This window comes from Catenulispora sp. GP43, assembly GCF_041260665.1.
Classification (GTDB): domain Bacteria; phylum Actinomycetota; class Actinomycetes; order Streptomycetales; family Catenulisporaceae; genus Catenulispora.
This window is the reverse complement of record NZ_JBGCCT010000018.1, coordinates 102,432-126,679: the sequence shown is the minus strand read 5'-3', so window position 1 is coordinate 126,679 and position 24,248 is coordinate 102,432. Positions and strand designations below refer to the sequence as shown.

Below are 24,248 nucleotides of genomic sequence, written 5' to 3'. Positions count from 1 at the left end.
GGCCTTACTTGACCGACACGCGGGCCAGGTCGTACTGGCCGCGCCAGCCGTCCGGAACCGCGTCCTTGACGTTCTTGCCGAACAGGTAGACGTCCTTCTCGTAGAACAGCGGGACGGTCAGCGCCTGCTGCCCGAGCTTGGCGTCCAGGGCGCCCCAGCGGGCCTGCGCCTGCGCCGGGTCGGTGATCGCGTTGATCGCGTCGATCTCGGCGTTCACGGCCGGGTCGTTGAGCTGCGCCATGTTGAAGTTGCCGCCGCTGTTGATGATCTCCCGGCCGTCGAAGATCGGGATGAGGAACGGCGCGCCGGAGGGCCAGTCGGCGCCCCAGTACTGCAGCGAGACGCCGGGCTCGGTGGCGGGCTTGCCGGTGACGTCCTGGTAGCTGTTGTCGTCCACCGGGTTCAGCTTCACCGTGATGCCCGCCGCCTTCAGCGCGTCCTGCACCGCGGTGGCTTCCTTCGGGCCCAGGTTGTTGGCGTCGTCGCTCTGGTGGAAGAGCGTGATCGTCAGACCGTTGGGATACCCGGCCTGCGCCAGCAGGTCCTTGGCCTTGGCCGGGTCGCCGGTGGCGCCGGCCGGGAAGTAGTCGTAGGGCTGGTAGCCCAGCGCCTTCTGCGGCGGCAGGAAGGTGGTGGAGGCGCCGGCCACGGCGGTGCCGCCGGCCGCGTTGACCGCGGTGGTGCGGTTGATCGCGTAGGAGATCGCCTCCCGCACGCGGATGTCGTCGAACGGCTTCACCTTGGTGTTGAACGCCAGGTAGGTCGTCGCCGGGAACTCCCCGCGCGCCACCCGCTTGGCCAGCGAGGGGTTGCTGTTGAGCTGCGCCAGCTGGTCCGGGCCGATGGTGGTGTCGGTGGTGACCGCGTTCGCGTCCTGGCCGGTGCCGGTGGCGATGCGCTGGTTGATGACCGCCGGGTCCAGGCCCGAGGTCACGTCGATCTTGTCCGGGCAGGCGTAGCGCAGCGGGTCCGAGGCCGCCGACCAGTGCGGGTTGCGCACCAGGTCCAGGGTCTTGCCCTTGTCGTAGCTGGCGACCATGTAGGGGCCGGAGGAGATCGGGTGCTTGTCGTAGTCGACGCCGGTGTCCTTGGCCTTGGGCACCGGGGCGAACTGCGTGGCGGTGGCCAGCAGCGGGAAGTCGCCCTCGGGCTTGCGCAGGTGGAAGATGATGGTCTTCGGGTCCGGGGTCTCGATCGCCGCGATGCCGTCCGGGTCCTTGTACGGGCCCTGGTAGTTCGAGGCGTTCACCAGCCAGTCGCGCAGGTACGGCGCGCCGCCGGGCAGCTCGGGGGCGAAGGAGCGCTCGATGCCGTACTTGACGTCGGCCGAGGTGATCGGCGTGCCGTCCTCGAAATAGATGTCGTTCTTGAGGTGGTACGTCCAGGTCTGCGCGTTGTCGCTCGGCGTGCCCAGGTCGGTGGCCAGATCCGGCGCGGGCTTGGCGCCGTCCTGCCCGGGCTGCCGGTTGCGCGTGGTCAGGGTGCGGAACAGCAGCGAGGGGATGTTGCCGCCGCCGGAGGTGTAGATCCGCGCGGGGTCCAGCTTGCTGATGCTGTCCTGGTTCAGGACCTCCAGGGTGCCGCCCTGGCAGGTCTTGGGATCGAAGGCGGCCGAGCCGGCGGTGCCGGACGAGGAGTGGCCCGCCGACGACGAGCACGCGGCCGCACCCGCGGCGACCAGCGCCAGGGCAGCCGACAGGACGGATATTCTCCGCATGGGAAGAGACCTCTCGGACGAGGGAGACGTGGGAAAGCGGTGCGTACCGGCGAGGGCGCGCACTGACGAGAAAAACGCTTAAGCAGAAGTCCGCAAAGGAACGCGGAAGCAAGGCCGACTAACGGCTACAGAGGATGTCCGCCACGCAGTGGTTGGTCACGGCGAGCAGCGCGCGTTCGAGGAACGCCATGCGGGCCGTGATGATCGAGGACATGTCTAGAAGGTAGGTCGGGATTCGGGGGAGGGTCAAACCGGTTCGGTATATGGACGAGACCTTGATGCGATCGTTACATGGGGGTGCCCGCGCCGAGATCATCCGGCGGCGGGGTCCACAAGGCATGGGGCGGTTATGCCCATGACAAGTCAGGGTCATGCGATCAAGACGGGGCCGGAACCGGCACCGGTCCACGCGCGGCGGTTATACCAATCCTCTGATTCGCAAGGAAGGGGAGTTGTGCGCTGCTCCTGCCTTCACCTTCACCCTAGCTTGGAAAGTCGGGTAGGTGCGGCGAAAGGGGAGTGGCGTGGACAAGCGGAATGCCGACGTCGATCTTTTCCGGCCTCGTCAGCCGGTCCGGTGGCGGCCGGCCTGGGCCACCAGCGCCGAGCCGGACGTCCGGTACCTCGGCGCCCTGGGTGCGCACGACGGACCTGTCCGCGCCGTGGCCGCCACGGCGATCGGCGGGCGGCCGGTCGCCCTCACCGGCGAGGGCTCCGGCCTGCTGCGGACCTGGGACCTGGCCACCGGCGGGCTGGTCGGCGCGCTGCGGGCCGCCGACCGGGGTCCGGTGCTCTCCGTGGCCGCCGCGGTGCTCGACGGCCGGCCGGTCGCGGTCACCGGCGGCGCGGACGGCACCGTCGGCGTCTGGGACCTGATGACCGACAGCCCGGCCGCCGGCCCCTTCACCGGGCACGGCGAGCAGGTCCGCGCGGTGGCGGCCACCGTGCTGGGCAGCCGGCCGGCGGTGGTCTCCGGCGGCGCCGACGGCACGGTCCGGGTGTGGGACCTGCGCACCGGTGCCGCGCTGCGGCCGCCGGAGCCGTCGCTCGGCGCGGTGACGGCGCTCGCCGCGGCGGTGGTGGCCGGCCGGCCGTGGGTGTTCAGCGGAGACGACCAGGGCTCGGTCATGGCCTGGCCGCTGGCCGGCGGGGACCAGGTCAGGACCGTCCTCGCGCACGAGGCCGGCGTGAGTGCCGTGGCGGTGGCCGACCTCGGAGGCCGCGCGGTGGGCGTCAGCGGCGGGCACGATCAGAGCGTCCGGGTCTGGGATCTGGCGACTGGCCGAGCGCTCGGCGAGGTCGTCGCCGAGGGCGGCGGGCAGGTGTCCGCGCTCGCGGTGCTGCCCTCGCCGGGCGGGCCGGTCGTGGTCATCGGGCGGACCGACGGCGACGTCGATCTCGTCACCCTGGCGACCGGCGCGCCGGCGGCCGTCCCGGTGCGCGGCCACCGGCGGGCGGTGAACGCGCTGGCCGTCGCCGAACTCGGCGGCCACCCGATCGTCGTCTCCGCCGGTGCCGACGCCCTTGTCGCGGTCTGGAACCTGGCCGCGCGGACCGGTGGCGGGTCGCCGCTGTCGGTGCCGGGCGTGCGGGCGGTGTCGGCGGCGCTGACCGAGGTGCCCGGCGGGCCGACCATCGCGGTGGTGGGCGACGACGCCGGCCGGCTGTGGCTGCGCGATGTGCGCACCGGCGCGCAGCTCGGCGATCCGGTGTGCGGCCATGCCGGCGCGGTGGACACGGCCTGCGGCGTGGCGACGGCGGTGCTGCACGGCCGCCCGGTGTTCGTCTCCGGGAGCGCCGACGGCACGGTGCGGATGTGGGACGCCGACTCGGCCAGGTCGGTCGGGACCCCGATGGCCGGGCACGAAGGCCCGGTCACCGCGATCGCGACGGCGGTGCTCGACGGCCGGCCGATCGCGGTCACCGGCGGCCTGGACGCGACGGTGCGGGTCTGGGACCTGGTGGCGTGCGCGACGGCCGGTGCTCCGCTGGCCGTGCACGCCGACGCCGTCCGGGCGGTGGCGGTCGCGCTGCTGGACGGCCGGCCGGTCGCGGTCAGCGGCGGCGACGACCGGGTGGTGCGGACCTGGGACCTGCGCACCGGCGCCGAGGCCGCGCCGCCCCATCCGACCGCCCACGCGGTCCGGGGACTGGCCGCGACGCGGGACGGCGTCCTGGTCGCCGCGCTGGAGACGCTGATGCTGGTCCCGCTCAGGCCTCGGTCTTGAGCTCCTTCATCGTCAGGTGCGAGGTCAGCCGCAGCACCCCGGGCAGACCGCTGAGCTTGGTGGTCAGGAACACCTCGTAGGCGGCGTGGTCGGCGACCGCGACGCGCAGGAAGTAGTCGGGCCGCCCGAATAGCCGCCGCAGCTCGGTGACCTCCTCGTAGGCGACCACGATGCGTTCGAACTCCTCGAAGCTCTTGCGGTCGGTGGCGCTGACCTCGACGTCCACCAGGACCTCCAGGCCCCGGCCCAGCGCCCGCGGGTCGATGACGGCGCGGTAGCCGCTGATGACGCCGGCGTCCTCCAGCCGCTTGACCCGGCGCAGGCACGGCGGCGGGGTGAGGCCGACGCGCTTGGCGAGTTCGACGTTGGTCAGGCGGCCGTCCGCGCGCAGGTGGAACAAAATTTCTCGATCGATGGCGTCGAGGCTCACTTCATTGCTCATCAGGCCAGTGTAGAGCCACAATCGGAAACCAAATTAGGCGCGATTCTTCCTAGAATTTCGCCATGGGAACTGGTGTGGTGGTCGCGGACGCCCCGGTCACGGCGGTGGCCGGCCCGGGGCGTCGCTCGCAGGCCGGCGCGGCGCTGCGGGACTCGGCGTCGGTCGGGCTCGGGCTGGTGCCGCTCGGCGTGGCCTTCGGGGTGGTGGTCACGCACGCCGGGCTGCCGTGGTGGTGCGCGATCCTGTTCACCAGCGTGATCTACGCGGGGTCGCTGGAGTTCTTGCTGGTGCCGCTGGCCGTGGCGGCGGTCCCGCTGGCGACCATCGCGCTGACCGCGTTCCTGGTGAACGTCCGGCACGTGTTCTACTCGCTGTCCTTCCCGCTGCACCGGGTGCAGGGCCGCGCGGCCAAGGCCTACAGCACCTTCGCGATGACCGATGAGGCCTACGCGCTGACGACCGCCGAGAAGGCAGCGCACTGGCCGGGCCGGCGGATCGTGTGGCTTCAGGTGTTGCTGCACCTGTACTGGGTGCTCGGGGCGACGGCCGGGGCCTTGCTCAGCACCCTGATTCCCAGCGGGATCACCGGTCTGGACTTCGCGATGACCGCGCTGTTCACGGTGCTGGCGTTGGACGCGCTGCGCGATCGGCGCGGCGACCTGCCGACGCCGGTGCTGGCAGTGCTCAGTGCTCTGATAGCTCGCTGGGTGTTCCCGGGACAGTTCCTGCTGGCCGCTTTCGTGGTGTTCACCGCCGGACTGCTGGCCCGACGCCTGGTCTGGACACGGAGGAACGCAGATGCCTGACACCGGTTACCTGATCGCCGCGGTCGTCGTCGCCGCCGCTGTGACGTGGGCCCTGCGGGCGCTGCCGTTCGCGGCGCTGAACGCGCTGCGCTCCAGCGCGACCGTGCGGGAGCTCAGCGCCCGGATGCCGGCCGGCGTCATGGTGATCCTGCTGTGCTACTGCCTGCGCGATCTGCCGGTGACGCATCCGGCGCGGCTGCTGGCGCCGGTGGTGGCCTTGGCGGTGACGGTCGGTCTGCACCTGTGGCGTCGCAGCGCTCTGGTGAGCATCGTCGGCGGGACCGTGGTGTACGTCGTGCTGGCCAACGCGGTGCATCTGCGCTGACCGGCGCTCAGTCCCGCTCGGCCACCGGCGCCAGGGCGGCGGTCAGCTCGGCCGCGGCCTCGTGGATGTAGACGGGGAAATCGGCCCCGTCCGGCTCCTCGGTCCAGCGGGCGAACGCGGCCCGGAACACGGCGATGCCGACCTCGGCGAGCATGCGCGCGGCGGATTCGGTCGCGCCGCGCTCGCGCAGCGCCCCGGTCAGGGAATCGCTGACCGCGGCGAACTTGGTGCGTTCGCGCTCCTGCAGCTCGGGGCTGCCGGCGACGATGCGGCGGCGCTCGGGGGAGCGGGGCACGGTCCTGGCCAGGATCCTGCCGGTGTCGGCCAGTCCGGCCAGCAGCGCCTCGGCCGGGCCGAGCCCGGCGTCCGCGCCGGCCACGGCGCCGGAGACGACCTGGGGCAGCCGGTCGGAGCCGGCGAACAGCACGTCGCGCTTGTCGGCGAAGTAGCGCGAGAACGTGCGGCGGGTCAGGCCCGCGGCCTGGGTGATGTCGGCGACGGTGACGTTCTCGTAGCCCCGGGCCAGGAACAGCGCCAGCGCGGCTTCGCGCAGACGGTCCTCGGCACTCGGCTCCCAGCGCGGCATGGGGCCAGCCTAGCTGATGACACAGTGAGACATCACGCGCTATGGTGATGTCTCAGTGGGACATCACCACGCGGTTGCCGGTGTGAACCGGCATCCGTCGGTATCGAGCGGTATGGAGGACGGATCATGGCACTGACCGGTAAGAAGGTCGTCGTCATAGGCGGAAGCTCGGGCATGGGACTGGCGACGGCGCAAGCCGCCGCCCGCGCCGGCGCCGAAGTGACCATCGCCTCGAGCGACAAGCAGCGCCTGGACGCGGCGCTCGCCGAACTGCCCGACGGCTGCGACGGCGTCGTGGCCGATACCCGGGACGAGGAGGCGATCGCGGCGTTGTTCGAGCACGTCGGCAGCCTGGACCACCTCGTCTACACCGCCGGCGACACCGTCGCCCCGCACCCGGTGGCCGAGGTGGCGCTCGCCGACGCCCGGGCGCGGCTGGACGTGCGCTTCTGGGGCACGGTCACGGCGGTGAAGCACGCGGTCCCGCGCCTGAGCCGGACCGGCTCGATCTCGGTGACCTCCGGCACCGTCGGGGTCCGCCCGGTCCCCGGCTTCGCCCTCGGCGCGGCCGGCGTCGGCGCGATCGAGGGCCTGGCCCGCGGGCTGGCGGTGGAACTGGCGCCGGTCCGGGTGAACGTGGTCCGGGCCGGCGCCGTCCGCACGCCGATGTGGGACGCGATCCCGGCGCCGCAGCGCGAGGGGATGTTCGGCGCGATGGCCAAGCGGACCCTGACCGGCGCCATCGGTGAGGCCGAGCAGATCGCCGCGACGCACCTGTTCCTGATGGAGAACGGGTTCGTGACCGGGACGGTGGTCACGGTCGACGGGGGCTCGGTGCTGACCGGGAGCTGAGCCCAAGCCGGGAGCCGGGTGTCAGGCCTTGACGAAACCCTCGGTGGGCCCGAAGGCCATGAACTGGGTGAGGGTGACGGTGTGGATCTGCGCGTCCGCCGGGTCCCAGTAACGGACCGCGACCGGCTGGGTCGGGTCGTCGGGCTGGCCGATCGCCAGGGCGACGACGACGTGCCCGGTGATGAACGTGGCCTGCGGGAAGTTCTGTTCGATCTGCGAGGTCGACCAGTCCGTGCCGAACCAGCGCGCGAGCATGCGGATCCGGCCGTGCGAGCCGTCCCTGTTGATGGCCTCGACCATTTCGTAGGTGCCCTTGTTCCCCTGCCCCTGGAACAACTGGTCCAGCGGGGTGAACAGCGCCATGCTGCTCCACGTGGTGTTGAGGATCGCCCCGAAGGAGAAGGCCCAGCAGGTCATCGTCCCGCGGCCCTGGGCCCGGGCGGTGTGGGACAGCGTCTGCCTCCCGTAAAAGGTGTACGCCTGCCCTTGCAATGTTTCACGCCACGACATGATCGCCCCCTGATCGGGTTGTGCGAACGGTGATGGAAGCGAGCGTATGCAGGGGCGAACGGCGAGGTAATGGCTATTCGCGCAGACTTCTAGACCTGCTTGCGCATCACCATCGAGGCCACGTCGTAGCCGCCGCGGCGGTACAGCGCGATCGCCGCGGCGTTGTCGCCGACGACGTTCAGGCCCAGCGCGCTCATACCCTCGGCGGCGATGAGTTCCTCGACGGCGGCCAGGATGGCGGCCCCGTAGCCGCGGCGTCGGTGTGGCTCGAAGACGTCGAGGTCGTAGAGCCACGCCGACCGCGCGGCGCCGCTCGGGTCCGGGCCCACCCAGGCGGTGCCGACGGCCTGGCCGCTGTCGTCCTCGGCGGTCAGCAGGTGGTGGCCGGGCGTCTGAAGACCGTCGGGCAGGAACCTGGCGGTGCCGCCGGCGACCCGCTCGCGCGCGAGTTCTTCCGGCATGGTCCTGCTCAGGACGCGGACCGACTCCGCTTCGCGGTGTTCGGTCGCGGCCCGGTACTCGGTCGTGGTCATCGTGCGGAGGGTTATCTGCTGCTCGGCCATGGCGCCATTCTCGTCGCCCGGCTGGGGCCGCGCGGTTGACTTCAAGCGCTTGAAGTGTGGTCCGCTGCCTCCATGACGGTTTCCACGGCTTACACCATCCAGGAGGTCTCCCGGCACAGCGGCCTGTCCGAGCCGACCCTCCGCTACTACGAGGAGGTCGGGCTCGTCGGCCCGATCGACCGGGACGAGCGCAGCGGGCACCGCCGCTACGGCGAGCGCGACCTGGAGACGGTCGAGGTGCTCTCGTGCCTGCGCGCGGTCGGCATGGGCATCGACGACATGCGCACCTACCTGGCCAACCGGCGGGTCGGGCGGGCTCGGGCGGGGGAGCAGCGCGACCTGCTGCTGCGGCACGCCGAGCGGGTCGAGGCCGAGATCGCCGCGCAGCGGGTGCGGCTGGGCTACCTGCGGGAGAAGGCCGAGCTGTGGGACGCCCGCGACCGGGGCGACGCCGTCGCCGAGGCCGTGGCCACCGAACGGTTGGTGGCCACAATGAAGCGTTTGGAGGCGCTGCGATGAATGTCGAGACGAGGAATTCGACGAATCCTGTCCTGGTGACCGGCGGGTCCGGCTACCTGGGGAGCCACGTCGTGGCCGCGCTGCTGCGGGACGGCCGCCGGGTGCGGGCCACGGTGCGATCGCTCAGCCGCGAGGCCGGTCTGCGCGAGGCGGTGCGCCGCGGCGGGGCCGACGACGCCGGCCTGGAGGTCGTCGCCGCCGAGCTGACCGCCGACGCGGGCTGGAAGCAGGCGATGGCCGGTGTCGAGGAGGTCCACCACGTCGCCTCCCCGATCCCGATGGCGCAGCCCGACGACCCCGACGAGCTGATCGTCCCGGCCCGGGAGGGCACCCTGCGGGTGCTGCGCGCGGCCCGGGACGCCGGCGCCCGCCGGGTGGTGCTCACCTCGTCGTTCGCGGCGATCGGGTACACGCCCAAGCCGGACGCGGAGTACACCGAGGCCGACTGGACCGACCCCGACACGCCGGGGCTGGCGCCGTATCCGCGGTCCAAGGCGATCGCCGAGCGGGCGGCGTGGGATCTGATGGGCGACGGCGGCACAAGCGGGGGCACAGGCGACGGCACCAACGGCGGCACCGAGCTGGTGGTCGTCAACCCGACCGCGATCTTCGGGCCCACCCTGACCCCGGCGCTGGGCTCGTCGATGCAGCTGATCAAGGCCCTGCTCGACGGCACGATGAGCGTCGCGCCCCGGATGCGCTTCGGCGTCGCCGACGTCCGCGACGTCGCCGACCTGCAGCTGCGCGCGATGGCGGCGCCGCAGGCCGCGGGCAAGCGGTTCCTGGCCCTGGCCGACGGCCCGGCGCTGAGCTTCGTGGAACTCGCCGCGATCCTGCGCGACCGGCTCGGCGACCTGGCGGCGCTCGCGCCGACCACCGAGGCCGACGGCCCGGACGTGCCCCGGCCGGTGATCCACAACGACCGGGCCCGCCGAGAACTGGGCTGGCGTCCGCGGCCGGTCGAGACCACGATCGTGGAATCGGCCGAGAGCCTGCGCGATCTGGGGCTGCTGACGCCCCGGGGGTGACGCCGGCGGTGACAACTGATCTGTCACCGCGCAACCGGTAGGCGGGCCCGGGGACCGGGGCCCGATGCCCGCCGACCAGCAAACCCCCAGCCGGGTCGCCGCCCGCGCAGATGGCAGGGTTCGATGTCGCCGAGTCGACCTGCGTCGGCGTCTGCCATGTCTCGATCGATGGCCGCGACGAATCAGTACGGCGCATCGGCGTGGAAAGGTCCTTATTGCTTCACCGCATGACACCGTGGTGCGCCACCCCCCTCTTCAATTAGCTCTGCGTCAGAGCTAAAATCTGGGTATGAGCGGTGCCACCGAGCCATCGGAGCTTGAGAACGTCCTCGCGGGCCTGAACCGGCTGATCCGCCGCCGGCTGCGCGCCGGGCTCCAGCTGCCGCGCCTGCGCGGCGCCGAGGTGGAGCTGCTCAGGCTGGTGCGCGCGCATCCGGGCCTGCGGGTCTCCGAGGCCGCCAAGGAGCTCGGGCTGGCCGGGAACTCGGTGTCCACGCTGGTCAAGGGGCTGGTGGAGCTCGGCATGCTGGAGCGCGCGGCCGATCCCAGCGACGGCCGGGCCACCTTGCTGCGCATCACGCCCGAGGCCGGGAACCGGCTGCAGGAGTGGCAGGACCGCCGCTCCGTGCTGGTCCGCACGCACATCGAGCGACTGTCGCCGGCTGATCGCGCCGCCCTGGACGCCGCGCTGCCGGCGTTGCGGGCGCTGTCCGCGTCGCTGCACGAGGAGGCCGAGAACGGGGCCGGGGTCCCGGACCGCGTTGAGTTCCCCGAGAGCGGAGAGGTCATATGACCGCCACCGATTCCCGACAACCCGCAGCCGAGCCCGAGCCCGAGCCCGAGCCCGAGCCCGAGCCTGAACCCGAGGCCGGCGCGCCGGCGATCGCCGTCACCGGCCTGGTCTACGCCTTCGGCCCGACCCGCGCCGTGGACGGCATCGACCTGACGGTCCCGGCCGGGCAGGTGTTCGGCCTGCTCGGCCCCAACGGCGCCGGCAAGACCACCGCGATCCGCGCCATCACCACCCTGCTCAAGGTGCCGCCGGGGATGATCCGCGTCTTCGGGCACGACGTGGCCCGCGACCGCATGGGCGCGCGCCGGCTGCTGGGCTACGTCCCGCAGCAGCTGTCCGCCGACAGCGGGCTGACCGGCCGGGAGAACGTCGCGCTGTTCGCCCGGGTCTTCGACATCGCGCGCCGGGAGCGGGCCGAGCGGGTCGCCGAGGCCCTGGACATCGTCGGGCTCGCCGACGTCGCCGATCGGATGGCGGGCACCTACTCCGGCGGCATGGTGCGCCGTCTGGAGCTGGCGCAGGCACTGGTCAGCGCGCCGCGGCTGCTGATCCTGGACGAGCCGACGATCGGCCTGGACCCGATCGCGCGCACCAGCGTCTGGGAGCGGATATCCGACGTGCGCGAAGCCACCGGGATGACCGTGCTGGTCACCACGCACTACATGGACGAGGCCGACCAGTACTGCGATCAGCTGGCCCTGATGCACAAGGGCCTGATCCGGGCCACCGGCACGCCGGAGAGCCTGAAGCGCGATCTCGCCGAGGTGTGGCGTGCGGCCGGCCACGAGACCGAGCCGACCCTGGAAGACGTGTTCCGCCACTTCGCCGGCAGCGAACTGATCGGAAGCACAGACGGAGGGAGTTTCCGCGATGTCCGCCGTTCCCGTCACACCGCCTCCCGTGTCGGCTGAGGCCGCGCCGGCTGGGGCCCCTGCCGCGCCGGCCCGGCCCCGGCTGCTCTACCAGCCCGCGGAGGTCCGCACCGGGTGGCGCGTGCTGCCCACGCGGATCGCCGCGATGTGCGCCGTGGAGATCCAGAAGCTGCGCCACGACCGCACCGAGCTCTACACCCGCGCGATCCAGCCGGCGCTGTGGCTGCTGATCTTCGGCGAGACGTTCACCCGCCTGCACGCCATCCCCACCGGCGGCCTGCCGTACCTGGACTACCTGGCGCCGGGCATCATCGCGCAGTCGGCGATGTTCATCGCCATCTTCTACGGCATCATGATCATCTGGGAGCGGGACTCCGGGGTGCTGACCAAGCTGCTGGTCACCCCGACGCCGCGGGCCGCGCTGGTGGCCGGCAAGGCGTTCGCCGCCGGGGTGAAGTCGGTGATCCAGGCGGTCGTGGTGGTGGTGCTGGCCGCGCTGCTCGGGGTGGCGCTGACCTGGAACCCGCTCAAGCTGCTCGGGGTGGCCGGCGCCGTGGTGCTGGCCTCGGCGTTCTTCTCCTGCCTGTCGATCTGCATCGCCGGGATCGTGCTGACCCGCGACCGCCTGATGGGCATCGGCCAGGCCATCACCATGCCGCTGTTCTTCGGCTCCAACGCGCTGTACCCGGTCTCGCTGATGCCGGCCTGGCTGCGCGCGATCAGCAAGGGGAACCCGCTGAGCTACGAGGTGGACGCGCTGCGCGGGCTGCTCATCGGCACCCCCTCGCACCTGCCGTTGGACTTCGGCGTGCTGGCCGGCGCCGCGGTGGCCGGGATCGCCGCGGCCTCGGCGCTGCTCGGGCGGCTGGCCAAGTAGCCGCCGCGGCGCGGGCCGGCGCGGGCCGGCGCGGGCGGACCCGCCGACAGGCAGGTCCGCCCATACCGACGCAAACTGGTCGGGATGCCCTTCCGAAGGAGGAGTTCGTGGCAACCCTGACCGTATGGAAGTTCGACAACCCCGACAGTGCCGAGACGGTGCTCGAGGAACTGAAGCAGCTGCAGGCCCAGGAGCTGATCAAGGTGCTGGACGGCGCCGTGGTCAGCTGGCCGGCCGACGCCAAGCGGCCCAAGACCCGGCAGCTGGCCGACATGACCGGCCGCGGCGCCCTCGGCGGCGCCTTCTGGGGCCTGCTGTTCGGGCTGCTGTTCTTCATCCCGCTGATCGGCCTGGCGGTCGGCGCCGCGGCCGGCGCGCTGGGCGGCTCGATGGCCAACGTCGGGATCGACAAGGACTTCATCGAGCAGGTGAAGGCGAAGGTCACGCGGGGCACCTCGGCGCTGTTCGTGCTGTCCTCGGACGAGGTCGGGGACCGGGTGCTGCCGACCTTCGAGCGGGCCGGGGCCGAGCTGATCAAGACGAACCTGTCCAAGGAGCAGGAGGAGCAGCTGCGCGAGGCCTTCGCCGAGGATGAGGAAGAGCAGACGCAGGGGAAGAAGCCGGCTGCGGCTGCGGCTACGGGCACGGCCGCGACCGGAGCGGCGGCCAAGGAGGCCGGCACCTCGGCGGCCGGCAGCGGGGGAGCGGCGCCGAAGCCCGGCCCCGCCCCGAAGCCCGGACCGGTTCCCAAGCCGGGCCCGAAGCCGGGTCCGCCGCCCTCGTCGGCGCCCTCGTCGGCGCGCGCGGCCGGAGCGGCGGCGGCCCGGGAGGGCGGCGCCGGTGCGAAGAACACGAAGTCGGACTCGGCTGCCAAGAACGGGTGAGGTTGTTTCAGGTCCGGTTCGGTCCGGTCCGGTCGCTTGGTGAGCGGCCGGGCCGGATTTTCATATGCGATCCCGTATACCGTGGCGGGAATGAGCTTCCGGCTGGCCGCCTACGCCGTCTGCGTCGTCGATGACCGAGTCCTGCTGGCCCGCTGCGTGCAGTCGGCCGGAGACAGCGTCTGGACGTTGCCCGGCGGCCGGGTGGAGCACACCGAGGACCCCATCGACGCGGTGATCCGAGAGGTCGCCGAGGAGACCGGCTGCAGCGCCGTGGTCGAGCGGCTGCTCGGGGTGGACTCGCGCGTGATCCCCAGCGCCGAAATGCGGGAGCCCGGACCGGTCCCGCACCAGAACATCGGCATCTTCTACGGCGTCCGCATCACCGGCGGCGAGCTGCGGCCCGAGCCGGACGGCGACATCGCCGAGTCGGTCTGGACCCCGATCGCCGACGTGCCCGCGCTACGCCGTTCCTCGCTGGTCGACGTCGGCCTCGCCCTGGCGCGGACCACCCCGGCCACCGGCCACGTCGCCCCGGTCCCGGTCGGCGGTCTGGTGCGGCACTGAGATCGCGGCGCGCGCCGGGCATAGGACGCGCCGCAACGGGCATGCGCGGCGGGTCGGATCGCGATTGAATCAAGAACCAGTCGGCTGGTGGGGACATCAATACAGAACGTTGCGTGAGGAGTGTCATGGAAGCCCCGGATGAGAACGTCGTGCAGGCAGCCCAGGAGATGGTGGCCGAGGGGGCGCCGATCTTCGTGCACGGGGCGGCGCCGGCCGTCGGCGACGACGGGGAGCCGGCCGACACGTTCGACCCTGCCGACGGCGAGGTGTTCGACGTCGTCGTCATCGGCGGCGGGCCGACGGGGGAGAACCTCGCGGACCGCGCGCACGCCGGCGGGCTGAGCGTGGCCGTCGTCGAGCACGAACTCGTCGGCGGCGAGTGCTCCTACTGGGCCTGCATGCCCAGCAAAGCGCTGCTGCGGCCGATCGCCGCGCTGGCCGACGCCCGGCGCCTGGACGGCGCCAAGCAGGCCGTCGCCGGGAGCGTGGACACCGCTGCGGTGCTGGCCCGCCGTGACGGATTCGCCTCGAACTGGAAGGACGACGGGCAGGTCGACTGGCTGGCCAAGGCCGGCCTGTGCCTGGTGCGCGGCCACGCCCGGCTCGACGGCGAGCGCCGCGTCGTGGTGCGCACCCCCGAGGGCACCGACCGGGTCCTGACCGCGCGGCACGCCGTCGCGGTGTGCACCGGGACCCAGGCCCTGGTGCCGGACCTGCCGGGGGTGGCCGAGGCGGAGGTGTGGACCAGCCGCGAGGCGACCAGCGCCAAGCAGGCGCCGGCGCGGCTGGCCGTGGTAGGCGGCGGGGTGGTGGCCGTGGAGATGGCCACCGCGTGGCGCGCGCTGGGCAGCGAGGTCACCATGCTCGTTCGGGACGACCGGCTGCTGAGTGCCATGGAGCCCTTCGTCGGCGAACTCGTCGCGGAGAACCTGGCCGAGGACGGCGTGGACGTGCGCTTCGGCGCGTCGGCCACCGCCGTGAAGCGCCAGGGCGACGGAACGGTGGAACTCACCATGGCCGATGGCAGCACCCTGACCGCTGACGAGGTGCTCTTCGCCACCGGCCGCCGTCCCGCCACCGCGGACCTCGGCTTGGAGAACGTCGGCCTCAAGCCCGGCAGCTGGCTCACCATCGACGACACCGGACTGGTCGAGGGCGTCGACGGCGGGTGGCTGTACTCGGCCGGCGATGTGAATCATCGCGCTCTGCTGACGCACCAGGGCAAGTATCAGGGCCGGATCTTCGGCGTTGTGATCGCCGACCGCGCCTCCGGGCGAGCGTTGGACACCGAGCCGTGGGGACGCAGCGTGGCGACGGCGGATGTACACGCCGTGACCCAGGTCGTGTTCAGCGACCCCGAGGCCGCGGCCGCCGGCATCACCCTGAAGCAGGCGCAGGACGCGGGACTGCGGGTGCGCGAGGTCGACTACGACCTCGGCTCGGTCGCCGGGGCGGCGCTGTATGCCGACGGCTATCGGGGCCGGGCGCGCGCCGTCGTGGATCTGGACCGGGAGGTGCTGGTCGGGGTCACGTTCGTCGGGCCCGGTGTGGCGGAGCTCGTGCACTCGGCGGCGATGGCGGTGGCGGCCGAGGTGCCGGTGAGCCGGCTGTGGCACGTCGTTCCGGCCTACCCGACCATCGGCGAGGTCTGGTTGCGGTTGTTGGAGACGTATCGGGGCTGATGCCCGGGGCGGTATAGCGAGTTAGTAATCACCCACAGTTGAGGCGGTCGGGGCCGATGTCGGCTCCGACCGCCTTTGTCATGTGCTCGTAACCGGGGCCGGATAACGATTTTTCGCCACCGGATCGGTCTGACCAGCATGGGAACGTTAACAGGAAAACAGGGTTCCCAGGACCCATAGTCGCAACTCAGAACGCTTGCTAACGTTACCGCCGTCACCTTCGAACCTGTTCGAGAACTGACCACTCGTGGAGGGACGGTGCCCATGGCGCGCCGTGTTAACGTTCGACAAAAGGCTGTTCGACGAAACTTGGCCAAGGCGGCTGGTGCCGCCGTTTTGACTGGAGCCTTAAGCGTTGCAGTAGGCCTGTCGGGAGCGGCGGGGACGGCTTTCGCCGCGACCGCCGGGGCCGGGGGCGTCACCCCGGTCGCGAACCCGGCGGCGGCGGTCAACCCGTTCCTGGCCACCGGAGACGGCGGGGCCGGCGGCCAGGCCGACGACTTCCCCGGCCCGGATGTGCCGTTCGGCATGATGCAGTGGGGACCGGACACCACGCCCGACCGTCCTGAGGGCGGCGGCTATTACTACGGCGACTCCAACATCTCCGGGTTCAGCATGACCCACATGTCTGGCCCGGGCTGTGGGGCGTTCGGCGACGTGCCGATCCTGCCGACGGTCGGCGCGCTGCCGGCGAACCCGTCGAGCGCCTCGGCACCGTTCAGCCACACCGCCGAGTCGGCCTCGTCCGACTACTACTCGGTGACGACCGGCACCGGCGCATCGGCGGTGAAGACCGAGCTGACCGAGACCGCGCGCTCGGGCATCGGCCGGTTCACCTTCCCGGCCGGCGCGCAGTCCAACCTGCTGTTCAAGCTGAACGGCTCGCAGAACGGCGACTCGGCGACCAGCGCCACGATCGTCGGGAACAACGAGATCAAGGGTTCTGTCACCAGCGGTCACTTCTGCGGTGCCGGCAATACCTACACGCTGAACTTCGACATGGTCTTCGACCAGCCGTTCACCGCGAACGGCACGTGGACCGGCTCGACCGTCACCCCGGGTTCGGCGCCGGCCGCGGCTAAGACACAGTCGAAGGCGACGCAGAGCACGAACACGCAGGCCCCGACGACCGCTGCGAGCCCGGCCGCGCCCAGCGCGTCCCCGAGCCCGAGCCCGAGTCCGAGCCCGAGCGCGTCTCCGAGCCCTGCCTCCGGCGGCGACAAGGCCACCGGTCCCCAGTCCAAGCCGGCCAAGCCGGGCGTGCTGCCCGCGCCGACGCTGCACGGCACGATGCCCGCCGCGCCCAAGACCGCCCAGAAGCTGACGGCGAACGCCGCGGCGGCTGGCCCCGACGGCGTGTACCTGACCTTCAACACCAGCAGCAACCAGGTGGTGCAGGCCAAGGTCGGCATCTCGTTCACCTCCGGCCCCAACGCCACGGCGAACCTGGCGGCCGAGCAGAACGGCTTCGCGTTCGACACCGTGCACGCCGCCGGCGTGAATGCCTGGAACGACGAACTGGGCAAGATCCAGATCGGCGGCGGGACCGCGGCGCGCCAGCAGGTGTTCTACACCGGGCTGTACCACGCGCTGCTGCACCCGAACACGTTCTCGGACACCAACGGCCAGTACGTCGGGTTCGACAACCAGGTGCACACCGTCCAGCCGGGGCACATCCAGGTCGCGAACTACTCCGGCTGGGACATCTACCGGTCCCAGGCGCAGCTGGAGGCGATCGTCGACCCGGCGATGGCCAGCAACGCCGCGCAGTCGATCGTCAACGACGCCTCGCAGAACAACGGCATGATGCCGAAGTGGGCGATGAACAACGGTGAGAGCTACGTCATGGTCGGCGACCCGGCCGACGGCGAACTCGCCGACTACTACGCCTTCGGGGCGCGCGACTTCGACACGGCCTCGGCGCTGAAGTACGCCTTGGCCGAGGCGAACACCCCGAACAACATCCGGCCGGACCTGGCCGACTTCGAGAAGTACGGCTACGTCCCCTCCGACGCCGCCAACACCTGCTGCAACTTCTACGGGCCGGTGTCGACGACCGAGGAGTACGGCGCCGCCGACTTCGCGCTGAGCCAGTTCGCCGGCGCGCTCGGCGACACGACCGACGCCGCCGCGCTGCAGACCCGGTCGCAGGACTGGCAGAACCTGTACGCGCCGGCCACCGGCCTGATCGAGCCGCGCACCACCAGCGGCCAGTACCTCCCGACCACCCTGAGCACCTCCGACAACTACGTCGAGGGCGACGCCTCGCAGTACCGCTGGCAGATCGGCTGGAACCTCGGCGGTCTGGTCACGGCCATGGGCGGCGGCCAGGCGGTGCAGAAGCAGCTGGACACCTTCTTCACCCAGCTCGACCAGGGCCCGCCGTCGCCGTACGCGTTCCTGGGCAACGAGCCGGACATGGGCGTGCCGTGGCTGTACGACTGGACCGGCGCGCCGTGGAAGGCGCAGAAGATCGTGAACGAGGTCCGCACCCAGATCTTCACCGACGACCCGAAGACCAGCCTGGGCGGCAACGACGACCTGGGTACGACCTCGGCGCAGGGCGTCTACTCGATGCTCGGGATGTTCCCGGAGGCCGCGGGCAGCGCCGACATGGCGTTGAACAGCCCTGAGTTCCCGCTGGAAGTCATCCACCTGGGCAACGGCAAGGCCATCACCGTCAACGCCCCCGGCGCGGACTCGGTGAAGAACTTCTACGTGCAGAGCATGAAGCTGAACGGCTCGTCGTGGCACTCGCCGTACCTGCCGGCCTCGGCGTTCACCAACGGCGCGACGCTCGACATCAAGATGGGCTCCACGCCGAACAAGGGCTGGGGCGCGGGCAAGAACGACGTGCCGCCGTCGCACGGCGCCGGCGAGCAGCCCGCCATCGGGTACCTGTCCGACCAGCAGATCCAGGTGGCCCCCGGCGGCAGCGCCAAGGTCACGGTGTCCGCGCAGGACGTCATCGGCCACTCCCAGAAGATCTCTGTGAGCGCGACCGCGCCGTCCGGCCTGAGCACCAAGCAGTCCGCACCGGACGTGCACGTCTCGCCGGCCGGCCACGGCTCGCTGACCCTGACGGTCAAGGCCGCGGCCACCACGGCGCAGACCTTCTACACGGTCCCGGTCAAGCTGACCGAGGACGGCAAGACCCTGCCGACGATGAACCTCACGGTCCTGGTCGCCACCCCGGGCAGCCTGCTGTCCACCTTCAACAACAACGGCATCGCCGACGACTCCGCGGTCAACTCCGCGAACTTCGACGGTGGCGGCTACAGCTACTCCGCACAGGCGCTGGCCGCCGCCGGGCTGAACCCCGGCAAGCCGGTGACCGTGGGCGGCATCACCTACACCTGGCCGCTGCCGGCTCCGGGCTACCCGGACAACACGGTGGCCGCCGGCCAGAAGCTGACCGTGTCGGCCCCGGCCGGGACGCAGCAGTTCGGTCTGCTGGGTTCGGCCGACGGCGGACCGAGCCAGGGCGTGATGACGCTGACCTACTCCGACGGCACCAGCACCCAGTTCTGGCTCGGCCTGTCCGACTGGACCCTGGGCGCCGGCGCCAGCAAGCCCTCGTTCGGCAACGGTGACGCGGCGACGCTGCCGTATCGGACCTGCGACAGCTGCTCGAACGGCCAGCAGTCCGTCGCGACGCACGTGTTCTCCACGGTGTTCCCGGTCGACCCGACCAAGACGCTGACCTCGGTGACCCTGCCCAACGGGGCGAACCAGGGCCGGCTGCACGTGTTCTCGGTCGGCACCTCGACCACCGCCCCGACCGGCGCGGTGACCACCGCGGTCACCCCGTCCCCGGCCGCCGCGGGCCAGCAGGTGACCATCCACGGCACCGGCTTCGGCGCCACCCAGGGCACCGGCTACGTGGCCTTCAGCGACCAGGGCATCAACTGGGGCGCGCCGGGCAACAGCGCGGCGTTCACGGTCGACTCCTGGAGTGACACGGCGGTGACCTTCACCGTCCCGACCCCCAGCGGCTCCAACGGCATGTTCCACGTCTACGCGGGCACCAACGCCGCCGTGACCGTAGTCAACGCCGCGGGCCAGGTCTCCGACAGCCAGGTGCTGCCGATGACCCCGACCAACAACCCGGCGGACTACTACAGCAACACCGGCACCTCGCCGGACGCGAACCAGAAGTGCGCCAACTTCGACGGCGACGGCTACAGCTACTCGGCCGAAGCCCTGGCCGCCAACGGCATCAAGCCCGGCGGCACGGTGACGTCCAACGGCGTGACCTACACCTGGCCGAACGTCCAGGCCTGCGGCGCGGACAACATCCTGCCCGCCGGCCAGGAGATGCTGGTGAACGGGAAGGCCGGGGCGACCAAGCTCGGCTTCCTGGGCTCCTCCACCAACGGCGGCGCCACCGGCCCGGTCACCCTCACCTACACCGACGGCACCAGCACCACCCAGACCCTGACCCTGAACGACTGGGCCAGCGGCGCGGACAGCACGGACGCCGCGATCGCCACGATGCCGTACCGGAACAGCGACTCCGGCAGCTCGCAGTCGATCACGATGTACGTGTTCTCCACCACGGTGCCGCTGGACTCGACGAAGACGCTCGCGTCGATCACGTTCCCGGACGTGGCGTCCAGTGTCAGCAGCAACACCACGGCGATGCACGTGTTCGCGGTGGCTGAGGGCTGATGCGGTGGTGATTGTTTGACCAGCTGATAGAAGGGCCGTCGACCACCCCCCGGTCGGCGGCCCTTCGGCATTTCGGCGTTCAGTCAGTGACTACGAGTATGTATTGTCTTGCCAGACCTTATAGTAGGCGGGGCTTGAGCTGCGGCCCCTGTGGAGGTCGTCATCTTCGAGGTCGGCGAATGCCTGGGCAGCCCAACCGCGTACCAGGGGATTTTCGTCGAGATAGTCTTTCCTGAGGATTGAATCCCGGAATCGGTCCCTGGCCTCGCGCAGGAACTGCATCGAGAGTCGCTCCTTATCGGCGGCCATCTGGCGTAGGACCCGCACGTAGTTCGCGTCGCGGCCGGCCGTGTCGGTCGGGGGTCGGCACCAGTCGATGACCTCAAGGCAGTTCTCATACTCGAGTTCAAGTGCTTCGGCGCCGGTCGGTCGGCTGGAGGCCAACCACAAACGAATCATGGCATGGGCATTCGAGACGGCATCGTCCTCGCTTATGCGCGCGAACTGCGTGGTGGTGGCCAGTTCGTCGGCGATGGGCTCAAGGCCGTGCCAGGCGATGTCTTCCGTCAGATCGCAGGTGAAGTAGCTTTCCCGTCGCAGATCATCTTGATTTCCACCGCCCCATCCGAAGTGAGTACTCCTGGCGGAATGGTCTCTGCGAACATGGTCGATCCAGAAACCCTCCAAGTGTGGCGGCAGCCAGGGCCGCGCAGCCAGGGTGAGTGCGATATCACGTTCGTTGCCCGCCCAAATGCGGTCGAGTTGGAGGGTTCTGGTGAGGCTGCGCCATCCTTCGACGGTGAATTGTGAGCGCCAGAGCATTGTTTGCCTGCGCCATGACTGGACGCTGTACGGCAGGTCGGGGAACAGGTCGCGGCCGGTCACCGGGCCGCCGAGCAGGACGAGCAGCACGAGGAGGTTCGCGGAGTACGCGGCGTGCATGGCGGACGCGCTGGCTCGCGACGGACGGTATGCCTCATAGCTGAGGTCCGTCGCCGGCTCGGAAGCGGTCTGAAAGGCGGCGGTCAGCAGCCCGCGTAGCCGGGCGACGTCCTGGGCCGGAAGGCGGCGCACCATGATGGTGAGGAACTCTACGACCTTTGAACGCATGGTCAACGGAGCGAAGGACAGCAGCGCGCGCAGGAACCCGTCGGTCGTCAGCGTGCGGCTGCGAGACATCGGCAGGGCGGTGACCGTGCATAGATCGCTCAGCTCGTGCGCCGTCAGGCGGGCGATCAGGTATTCACCGAACGTGGCGTGCAGGAACTCACAGGTGGTCAGACGTTTGTCGCTGCGAATGGCCTGGGCTTGGTGGATGAAGAAGAAGTGGCTGATCACGATTTGCGCGGGCGTCGCCGGTTCGTGGAACCCCATAGCGCGCGGCGGCGTGTCGGTGCCATGCAGCAATGTGCTCAGGTCGGCGGACAGCTCAACCTCCGCGGCCCATTGGCGACCGCGGTTGAACATGGAGAAGGCCACAACGGATAGTCGAAGAAACTCCGACTCAACCGCGGTGTTCAGAGGTTCTCCGTTCAAGTGCGGTCGAGTTTTGCGTACCTCACGTTGTGCGAAGCTGATCAGCAGCCGTTCGTAGAGGTCCGCCTCTTCGAGTTCCCGGACATCGTTGCGCAGCGCGTTGTCGCCGGCGTCGTAGAGGGCGAGCATCATCAGAAGCAAGGGCTGGCCGGTCAACACGGGTTGGCGCAGGACGGTCTGCGCAGCCAGCGGTAGCACTTTGCGGGCTTCGAAGTAGGCGGCGTTACTGGAGTTCCAGATCGCAAGCCAGCGGCGTACCTGTTCGTCGGCGAACGGCTCGAGTCTGACCACCATCGCCCCCTCGGAGGGGATGCGTGCGCGGTCCGCCACCGCCGTACGACTGGTCACGACGACCGCCACCGGACGGCCCTGGTCGGCTTCCCGCTCCTGGAACCGCGCGACCTGTTCGAGGTAGTCGCTCTGCCCGATGCCGGTGGCCTGGAGCAATTCGTCGAAGCCGTCAAGCAACAGGACCGGCATCGCGCCCGCGGCGCTGCGCGCCAGAGCAGGCCAGCTCAGGCTCTCCCCGGTCTCGGCTCGGATCGCGTGCTCGACCTGCGCCTGCAGATCTGTGTCGGCGAGCACCTCGCGCAACACCACGCGTACGGTCAGGAAGTCCGCTGCGGGAAGGTGTGCCGCAAGGATCTTGGTGAGGACTGACTTGCCCGAGCCTGGTTGGCCGAGAAGGATCAGCGGATGCGTGGCGGCGCCGACCGTCGTCAGGTAACTGATGAGATATTCCTGGAGATCCTCTCGGATCGGGTGCTCTTCCCAAAAGTCCTCCCGATCGATGGGTAAAGACTGGGAAATCTGAACGGCGCGGAATCGTGGGTTGATATACGCGTCAGCCAGAGAAGGGATGGCCAGTCCGTCCGGGATATCGCCCCCTTCCATAATCGGCCGCTTCAGCGCCTTGCGATACCGTCTGACCAGGGCGTCGCGCCGCACATCCGGTATTCGCTCGGAGGTGATATCCTTAAGGAACCGCTCCACGCCTGCCAGGCCGACGTCGAGCGCGGCTATCTGCTCGCTGATGGCGGCATGGTCAAGCCGCATGCTCCAGAACGCCACCTCGGGGTACTCGGCGGCCAGGCGACGTAGTAGGCCCTCGTAGTGCGAGAGCGCCGATGTCGGCACATCGTGCTCAATGACACGGCGAAAGCTCCCCTGCTCCGCTGGGTCGAGGTCGCTCCACGGCGTCGCCTCCTCGACCACGGCCATCAGCCGCATACCGATGGTTCCGTATAGCTTGCGCAGCCCCTCCGTGCCCGGATCGCCCGTCAGTCTGGGCGCATCACCGGGAATCGTGCTTTCCAGCAGGACTTCGGCCAACGCTTTCAAGCGCTCGGACTCGACTGCCTGCCCTGTCGCGAGTGAAACCTGTGCCGCGGCGGTTTGCGACAGTTCCTGAGGGCTGAACGGCAGCCTGGCCGACGACAGTGCCTCGAAATAGGCTGTGATCACGACGACCTTGTGCGCGGCGACGAGCCGCTGAGTCCGGTCGAACCGGCCGAGTCCCCGCATACGGTCGGCAAGGCCGGTGACCAGCTCGCCGCTCAACCTGGCCAACTCGCCCTTGGGTTCGAACAGATTCAGCGCGAAAGTGCTGCCGCTCACGGACGCCGCGAGCAACAAGCCGCCCGTGAGCCTGTCGAGCGCGGCCACCACCCGGCTGTCGACACCACCGAGCAGCTTGACCGCATCCGCGTAACCCAGTTCCCGCCCCACGAACCACCCTCCCGCGATAGACGCCCACTCCATCTTGCGGCACGGCGGTGCGCTACATCACGGTCTGTTCGAATTCGAGCCCTGACGGTGGCTGTTGCTCTCCGAGCTGAACGCAGCGCCGGCCTCCGGCTGCAAGACGCCCGCCTGCTGGAGCAACGCGAGAGCGGTCTCCGACGAGGAGCCGGCGCGTGCGGTGCACACGACGAGCACCTGCTCCGGCGAGCGGACGAGCGCAAGTGTCTGTTGCGTCACCGTCAGCAGTCCTACCGTCGGGTGGTGCAGGTCATATGACGCCGCGTCGCAGGGGGACACGCGGTGGTCCCGCCATAGCGCGACGAACTCCGGGCTCTGCATCGTCAACTCGCCGATCAGCTCTTTCAGCAGCAGGTCCTCCGGGTGCCGGCCCGCTGCGGCGCGCAGGTTGCCCACGACCGCGCGTGCCTTGCGGTTCCAGTCCCGGTACAGCTCGCGGCAGTGCGGGTCGAGGAACAGCATCCGGCTCATGTTCGGGCGGTGGGCCGGGTTGTGTGGGGCGAGCGGGTCCAGGTGCCCGGCGAGCAGTGCGTGGCCGAGGCTGTTCCAGGCGAGTACGTCGGTGCGGCGCCCGAGGACGAGGACCGGGACGCCGTCCATCGCGCGCATCAGGTCCCAGGTTTCGTCGGCGACCTTTTCCGGGCGGGGTCTGCGGATGCGGGTCGTGCGGCGGGACGTGTCGGCCAGGCGTGCGAGGTGGTCGCGTTCGTGGTCGCCGAGTTGCAGGGCGCGGCCGATGGCGTCCAGTACTTCCTGTGAGGCGCCGCGTGAGAGTCCTTGTTCGAGCCGGGTGTAGTAGGAGGCGCTGACGCCCGCCAGTTGCGCCAACTCCTCTCGGCGCAGTCCGGCCACCCTGCGGGGCCCGAAGGCGGGCAGTCCGATGTCCTCCGGCCGGAGCTGAGCCCGGCGCGCCTGCAGGAAGTCGCCCAGGGGGCCGGGTCCGTCCATACGTGCAGTGTGCAACGCGGCAGCCGGACGCAGCCACTCCCTGGCAGGGGTAGGACAGGGCGGGTCTGGCTGGCCGGGGCGACC

At 70.5% G+C, this 24,248-nt stretch carries 20 protein-coding genes and 1 pseudogene; 13 read left to right on the top strand and 8 right to left on the bottom strand.

Annotated features, from left to right (window positions below; all coding sequences use genetic code 11):
* Positions 1-4 precede the first annotated feature (4 nt).
* Together ABH926_RS31685 and ABH926_RS31680 are read right to left on the bottom strand one after the other, a co-directional pair.
* Complete coding sequence (locus ABH926_RS31685) at positions 5-1,717, bottom strand: ABC transporter substrate-binding protein (RefSeq protein ID WP_370369565.1); 1,713 nt, start codon at positions 1,715-1,717, stop codon at positions 5-7.
* A 118-nt stretch (positions 1,718-1,835) separates the two neighbouring features.
* Positions 1,836-1,931, bottom strand: coding sequence for an Ms4533A family Cys-rich leader peptide (locus ABH926_RS31680; RefSeq protein ID WP_323747997.1), 96 nt, complete (start codon positions 1,929-1,931; stop codon positions 1,836-1,838).
* A gap of 310 nt (positions 1,932-2,241) precedes the next feature.
* On the opposite strand from ABH926_RS31680, the gene ABH926_RS31675 reads away from it, so the two are divergent.
* Entirely contained in the window at positions 2,242-3,945 is a 1,704-nt protein-coding gene (locus ABH926_RS31675; RefSeq protein ID WP_370369564.1) for a WD40 repeat domain-containing protein, read from the top strand.
* On the opposite strand, the gene ABH926_RS31670 is transcribed toward ABH926_RS31675, so the two are convergent.
* Positions 3,929-4,387, bottom strand: a complete 459-nt coding sequence (locus tag ABH926_RS31670; RefSeq protein ID WP_370369563.1) for an Lrp/AsnC family transcriptional regulator — start codon at positions 4,385-4,387, stop codon at positions 3,929-3,931. The two genes, ABH926_RS31675 and ABH926_RS31670, sit on opposite strands and share 17 nt — an antisense overlap.
* 62 nt (positions 4,388-4,449) lie before the next feature.
* Between ABH926_RS31670 and ABH926_RS31665 the strand changes: the two genes are divergently transcribed.
* Positions 4,450-5,193 (top strand): AzlC family ABC transporter permease, encoded by a 744-nt coding sequence (locus ABH926_RS31665; protein ID WP_370369562.1) that lies wholly within the window; start codon positions 4,450-4,452, stop codon positions 5,191-5,193.
* On the top strand, positions 5,186-5,518 hold the full coding sequence (locus ABH926_RS31660; protein WP_370369561.1) for a branched-chain amino acid transporter permease: 333 nt from the start codon (positions 5,186-5,188) through the stop codon (positions 5,516-5,518). Before ABH926_RS31665 ends, ABH926_RS31660 begins: the two co-directional genes overlap by 8 nt.
* Positions 5,519-5,525: 7 nt before the next feature.
* Here the strand turns inward: ABH926_RS31660 and ABH926_RS31655 are convergent, their stop codons facing one another.
* Positions 5,526-6,104, bottom strand: a complete 579-nt coding sequence (locus ABH926_RS31655; protein WP_370369560.1) for a TetR family transcriptional regulator — start codon at positions 6,102-6,104, stop codon at positions 5,526-5,528.
* A 126-nt stretch (positions 6,105-6,230) separates the two neighbouring features.
* Between ABH926_RS31655 and ABH926_RS31650 the strand changes: the two genes are divergently transcribed.
* The gene (locus ABH926_RS31650) at positions 6,231-6,956 is read left to right on the top strand and encodes an SDR family oxidoreductase (RefSeq protein ID WP_370369559.1); all 726 of its coding nucleotides are present in this window, start codon (positions 6,231-6,233) and stop codon (positions 6,954-6,956) included.
* A gap of 21 nt (positions 6,957-6,977) precedes the next feature.
* On the opposite strand, the gene ABH926_RS31645 is transcribed toward ABH926_RS31650, so the two are convergent.
* Both ABH926_RS31645 and ABH926_RS31640 read right to left on the bottom strand, forming a co-directional pair.
* Entirely contained in the window at positions 6,978-7,466 is a 489-nt protein-coding gene (locus ABH926_RS31645) for a hypothetical protein (RefSeq protein ID WP_370369558.1), read from the bottom strand.
* A gap of 89 nt (positions 7,467-7,555) precedes the next feature.
* Positions 7,556-8,029: a GNAT family N-acetyltransferase gene (locus ABH926_RS31640; RefSeq protein ID WP_370369557.1), complete on the bottom strand. Its 474-nt coding sequence runs from the start codon at positions 8,027-8,029 to the stop codon at positions 7,556-7,558.
* Positions 8,030-8,101: 72 nt separating this feature from the next.
* Here ABH926_RS31640 and ABH926_RS31635 point away from each other — a divergent pair, with 72 nt between their 5' ends.
* The 9 genes and pseudogenes from ABH926_RS31635 (at position 8,102) to ABH926_RS31595 (ending at position 19,919) form a co-directional block, all read left to right on the top strand.
* Entirely contained in the window at positions 8,102-8,548 is a 447-nt protein-coding gene (locus ABH926_RS31635; RefSeq protein ID WP_370369556.1) for a MerR family transcriptional regulator, read from the top strand.
* Complete coding sequence (locus ABH926_RS31630; RefSeq protein ID WP_370369555.1) at positions 8,545-9,576, top strand: NAD-dependent epimerase/dehydratase family protein; 1,032 nt, start codon at positions 8,545-8,547, stop codon at positions 9,574-9,576. The genes ABH926_RS31635 and ABH926_RS31630 overlap by 4 nt, the downstream gene beginning before the upstream one ends.
* 289 nt (positions 9,577-9,865) lie before the next feature.
* On the top strand, positions 9,866-10,369 hold the full coding sequence (locus ABH926_RS31625; protein WP_370369554.1) for a MarR family winged helix-turn-helix transcriptional regulator: 504 nt from the start codon (positions 9,866-9,868) through the stop codon (positions 10,367-10,369).
* Complete coding sequence (locus tag ABH926_RS31620) at positions 10,366-11,280, top strand: ABC transporter ATP-binding protein (RefSeq protein WP_370369553.1); 915 nt, start codon at positions 10,366-10,368, stop codon at positions 11,278-11,280. Before ABH926_RS31625 ends, ABH926_RS31620 begins: the two co-directional genes overlap by 4 nt.
* Complete coding sequence (locus ABH926_RS31615; RefSeq protein ID WP_370369552.1) at positions 11,240-12,118, top strand: ABC transporter permease; 879 nt, start codon at positions 11,240-11,242, stop codon at positions 12,116-12,118. Before ABH926_RS31620 ends, ABH926_RS31615 begins: the two co-directional genes overlap by 41 nt.
* A gap of 107 nt (positions 12,119-12,225) precedes the next feature.
* Positions 12,226-12,711 (top strand): annotated as a pseudogene (locus ABH926_RS31610) (DUF1269 domain-containing protein); the annotation flags it as partial.
* A 381-nt stretch (positions 12,712-13,092) separates the two neighbouring features.
* Positions 13,093-13,566, top strand: coding sequence for an NUDIX hydrolase (locus tag ABH926_RS31605; protein ID WP_370369551.1), 474 nt, complete (start codon positions 13,093-13,095; stop codon positions 13,564-13,566).
* 125 nt (positions 13,567-13,691) lie between these two features.
* Positions 13,692-15,248, top strand: a complete 1,557-nt coding sequence (locus tag ABH926_RS31600; RefSeq protein WP_370369550.1) for an NAD(P)/FAD-dependent oxidoreductase — start codon at positions 13,692-13,694, stop codon at positions 15,246-15,248.
* Positions 15,249-15,584: 336 nt separating this feature from the next.
* Positions 15,585-19,919 carry a GH92 family glycosyl hydrolase gene (locus ABH926_RS31595; RefSeq protein WP_370369549.1) on the top strand — a complete coding sequence of 1,445 codons (4,335 nt, stop codon included), beginning with the start codon at positions 15,585-15,587 and terminating at the stop codon, positions 19,917-19,919.
* 90 nt (positions 19,920-20,009) lie between these two features.
* On the opposite strand, the gene ABH926_RS31590 is transcribed toward ABH926_RS31595, so the two are convergent.
* Positions 20,010-23,183, bottom strand: a complete 3,174-nt coding sequence (locus ABH926_RS31590; RefSeq protein ID WP_370369548.1) for an NACHT domain-containing NTPase — start codon at positions 23,181-23,183, stop codon at positions 20,010-20,012.
* A gap of 57 nt (positions 23,184-23,240) precedes the next feature.
* Positions 23,241-24,164, bottom strand: a complete 924-nt coding sequence (locus ABH926_RS31585; RefSeq protein ID WP_370369547.1) for a helix-turn-helix transcriptional regulator — start codon at positions 24,162-24,164, stop codon at positions 23,241-23,243.
* Positions 24,165-24,248: the final 84 nt, after the last annotated feature.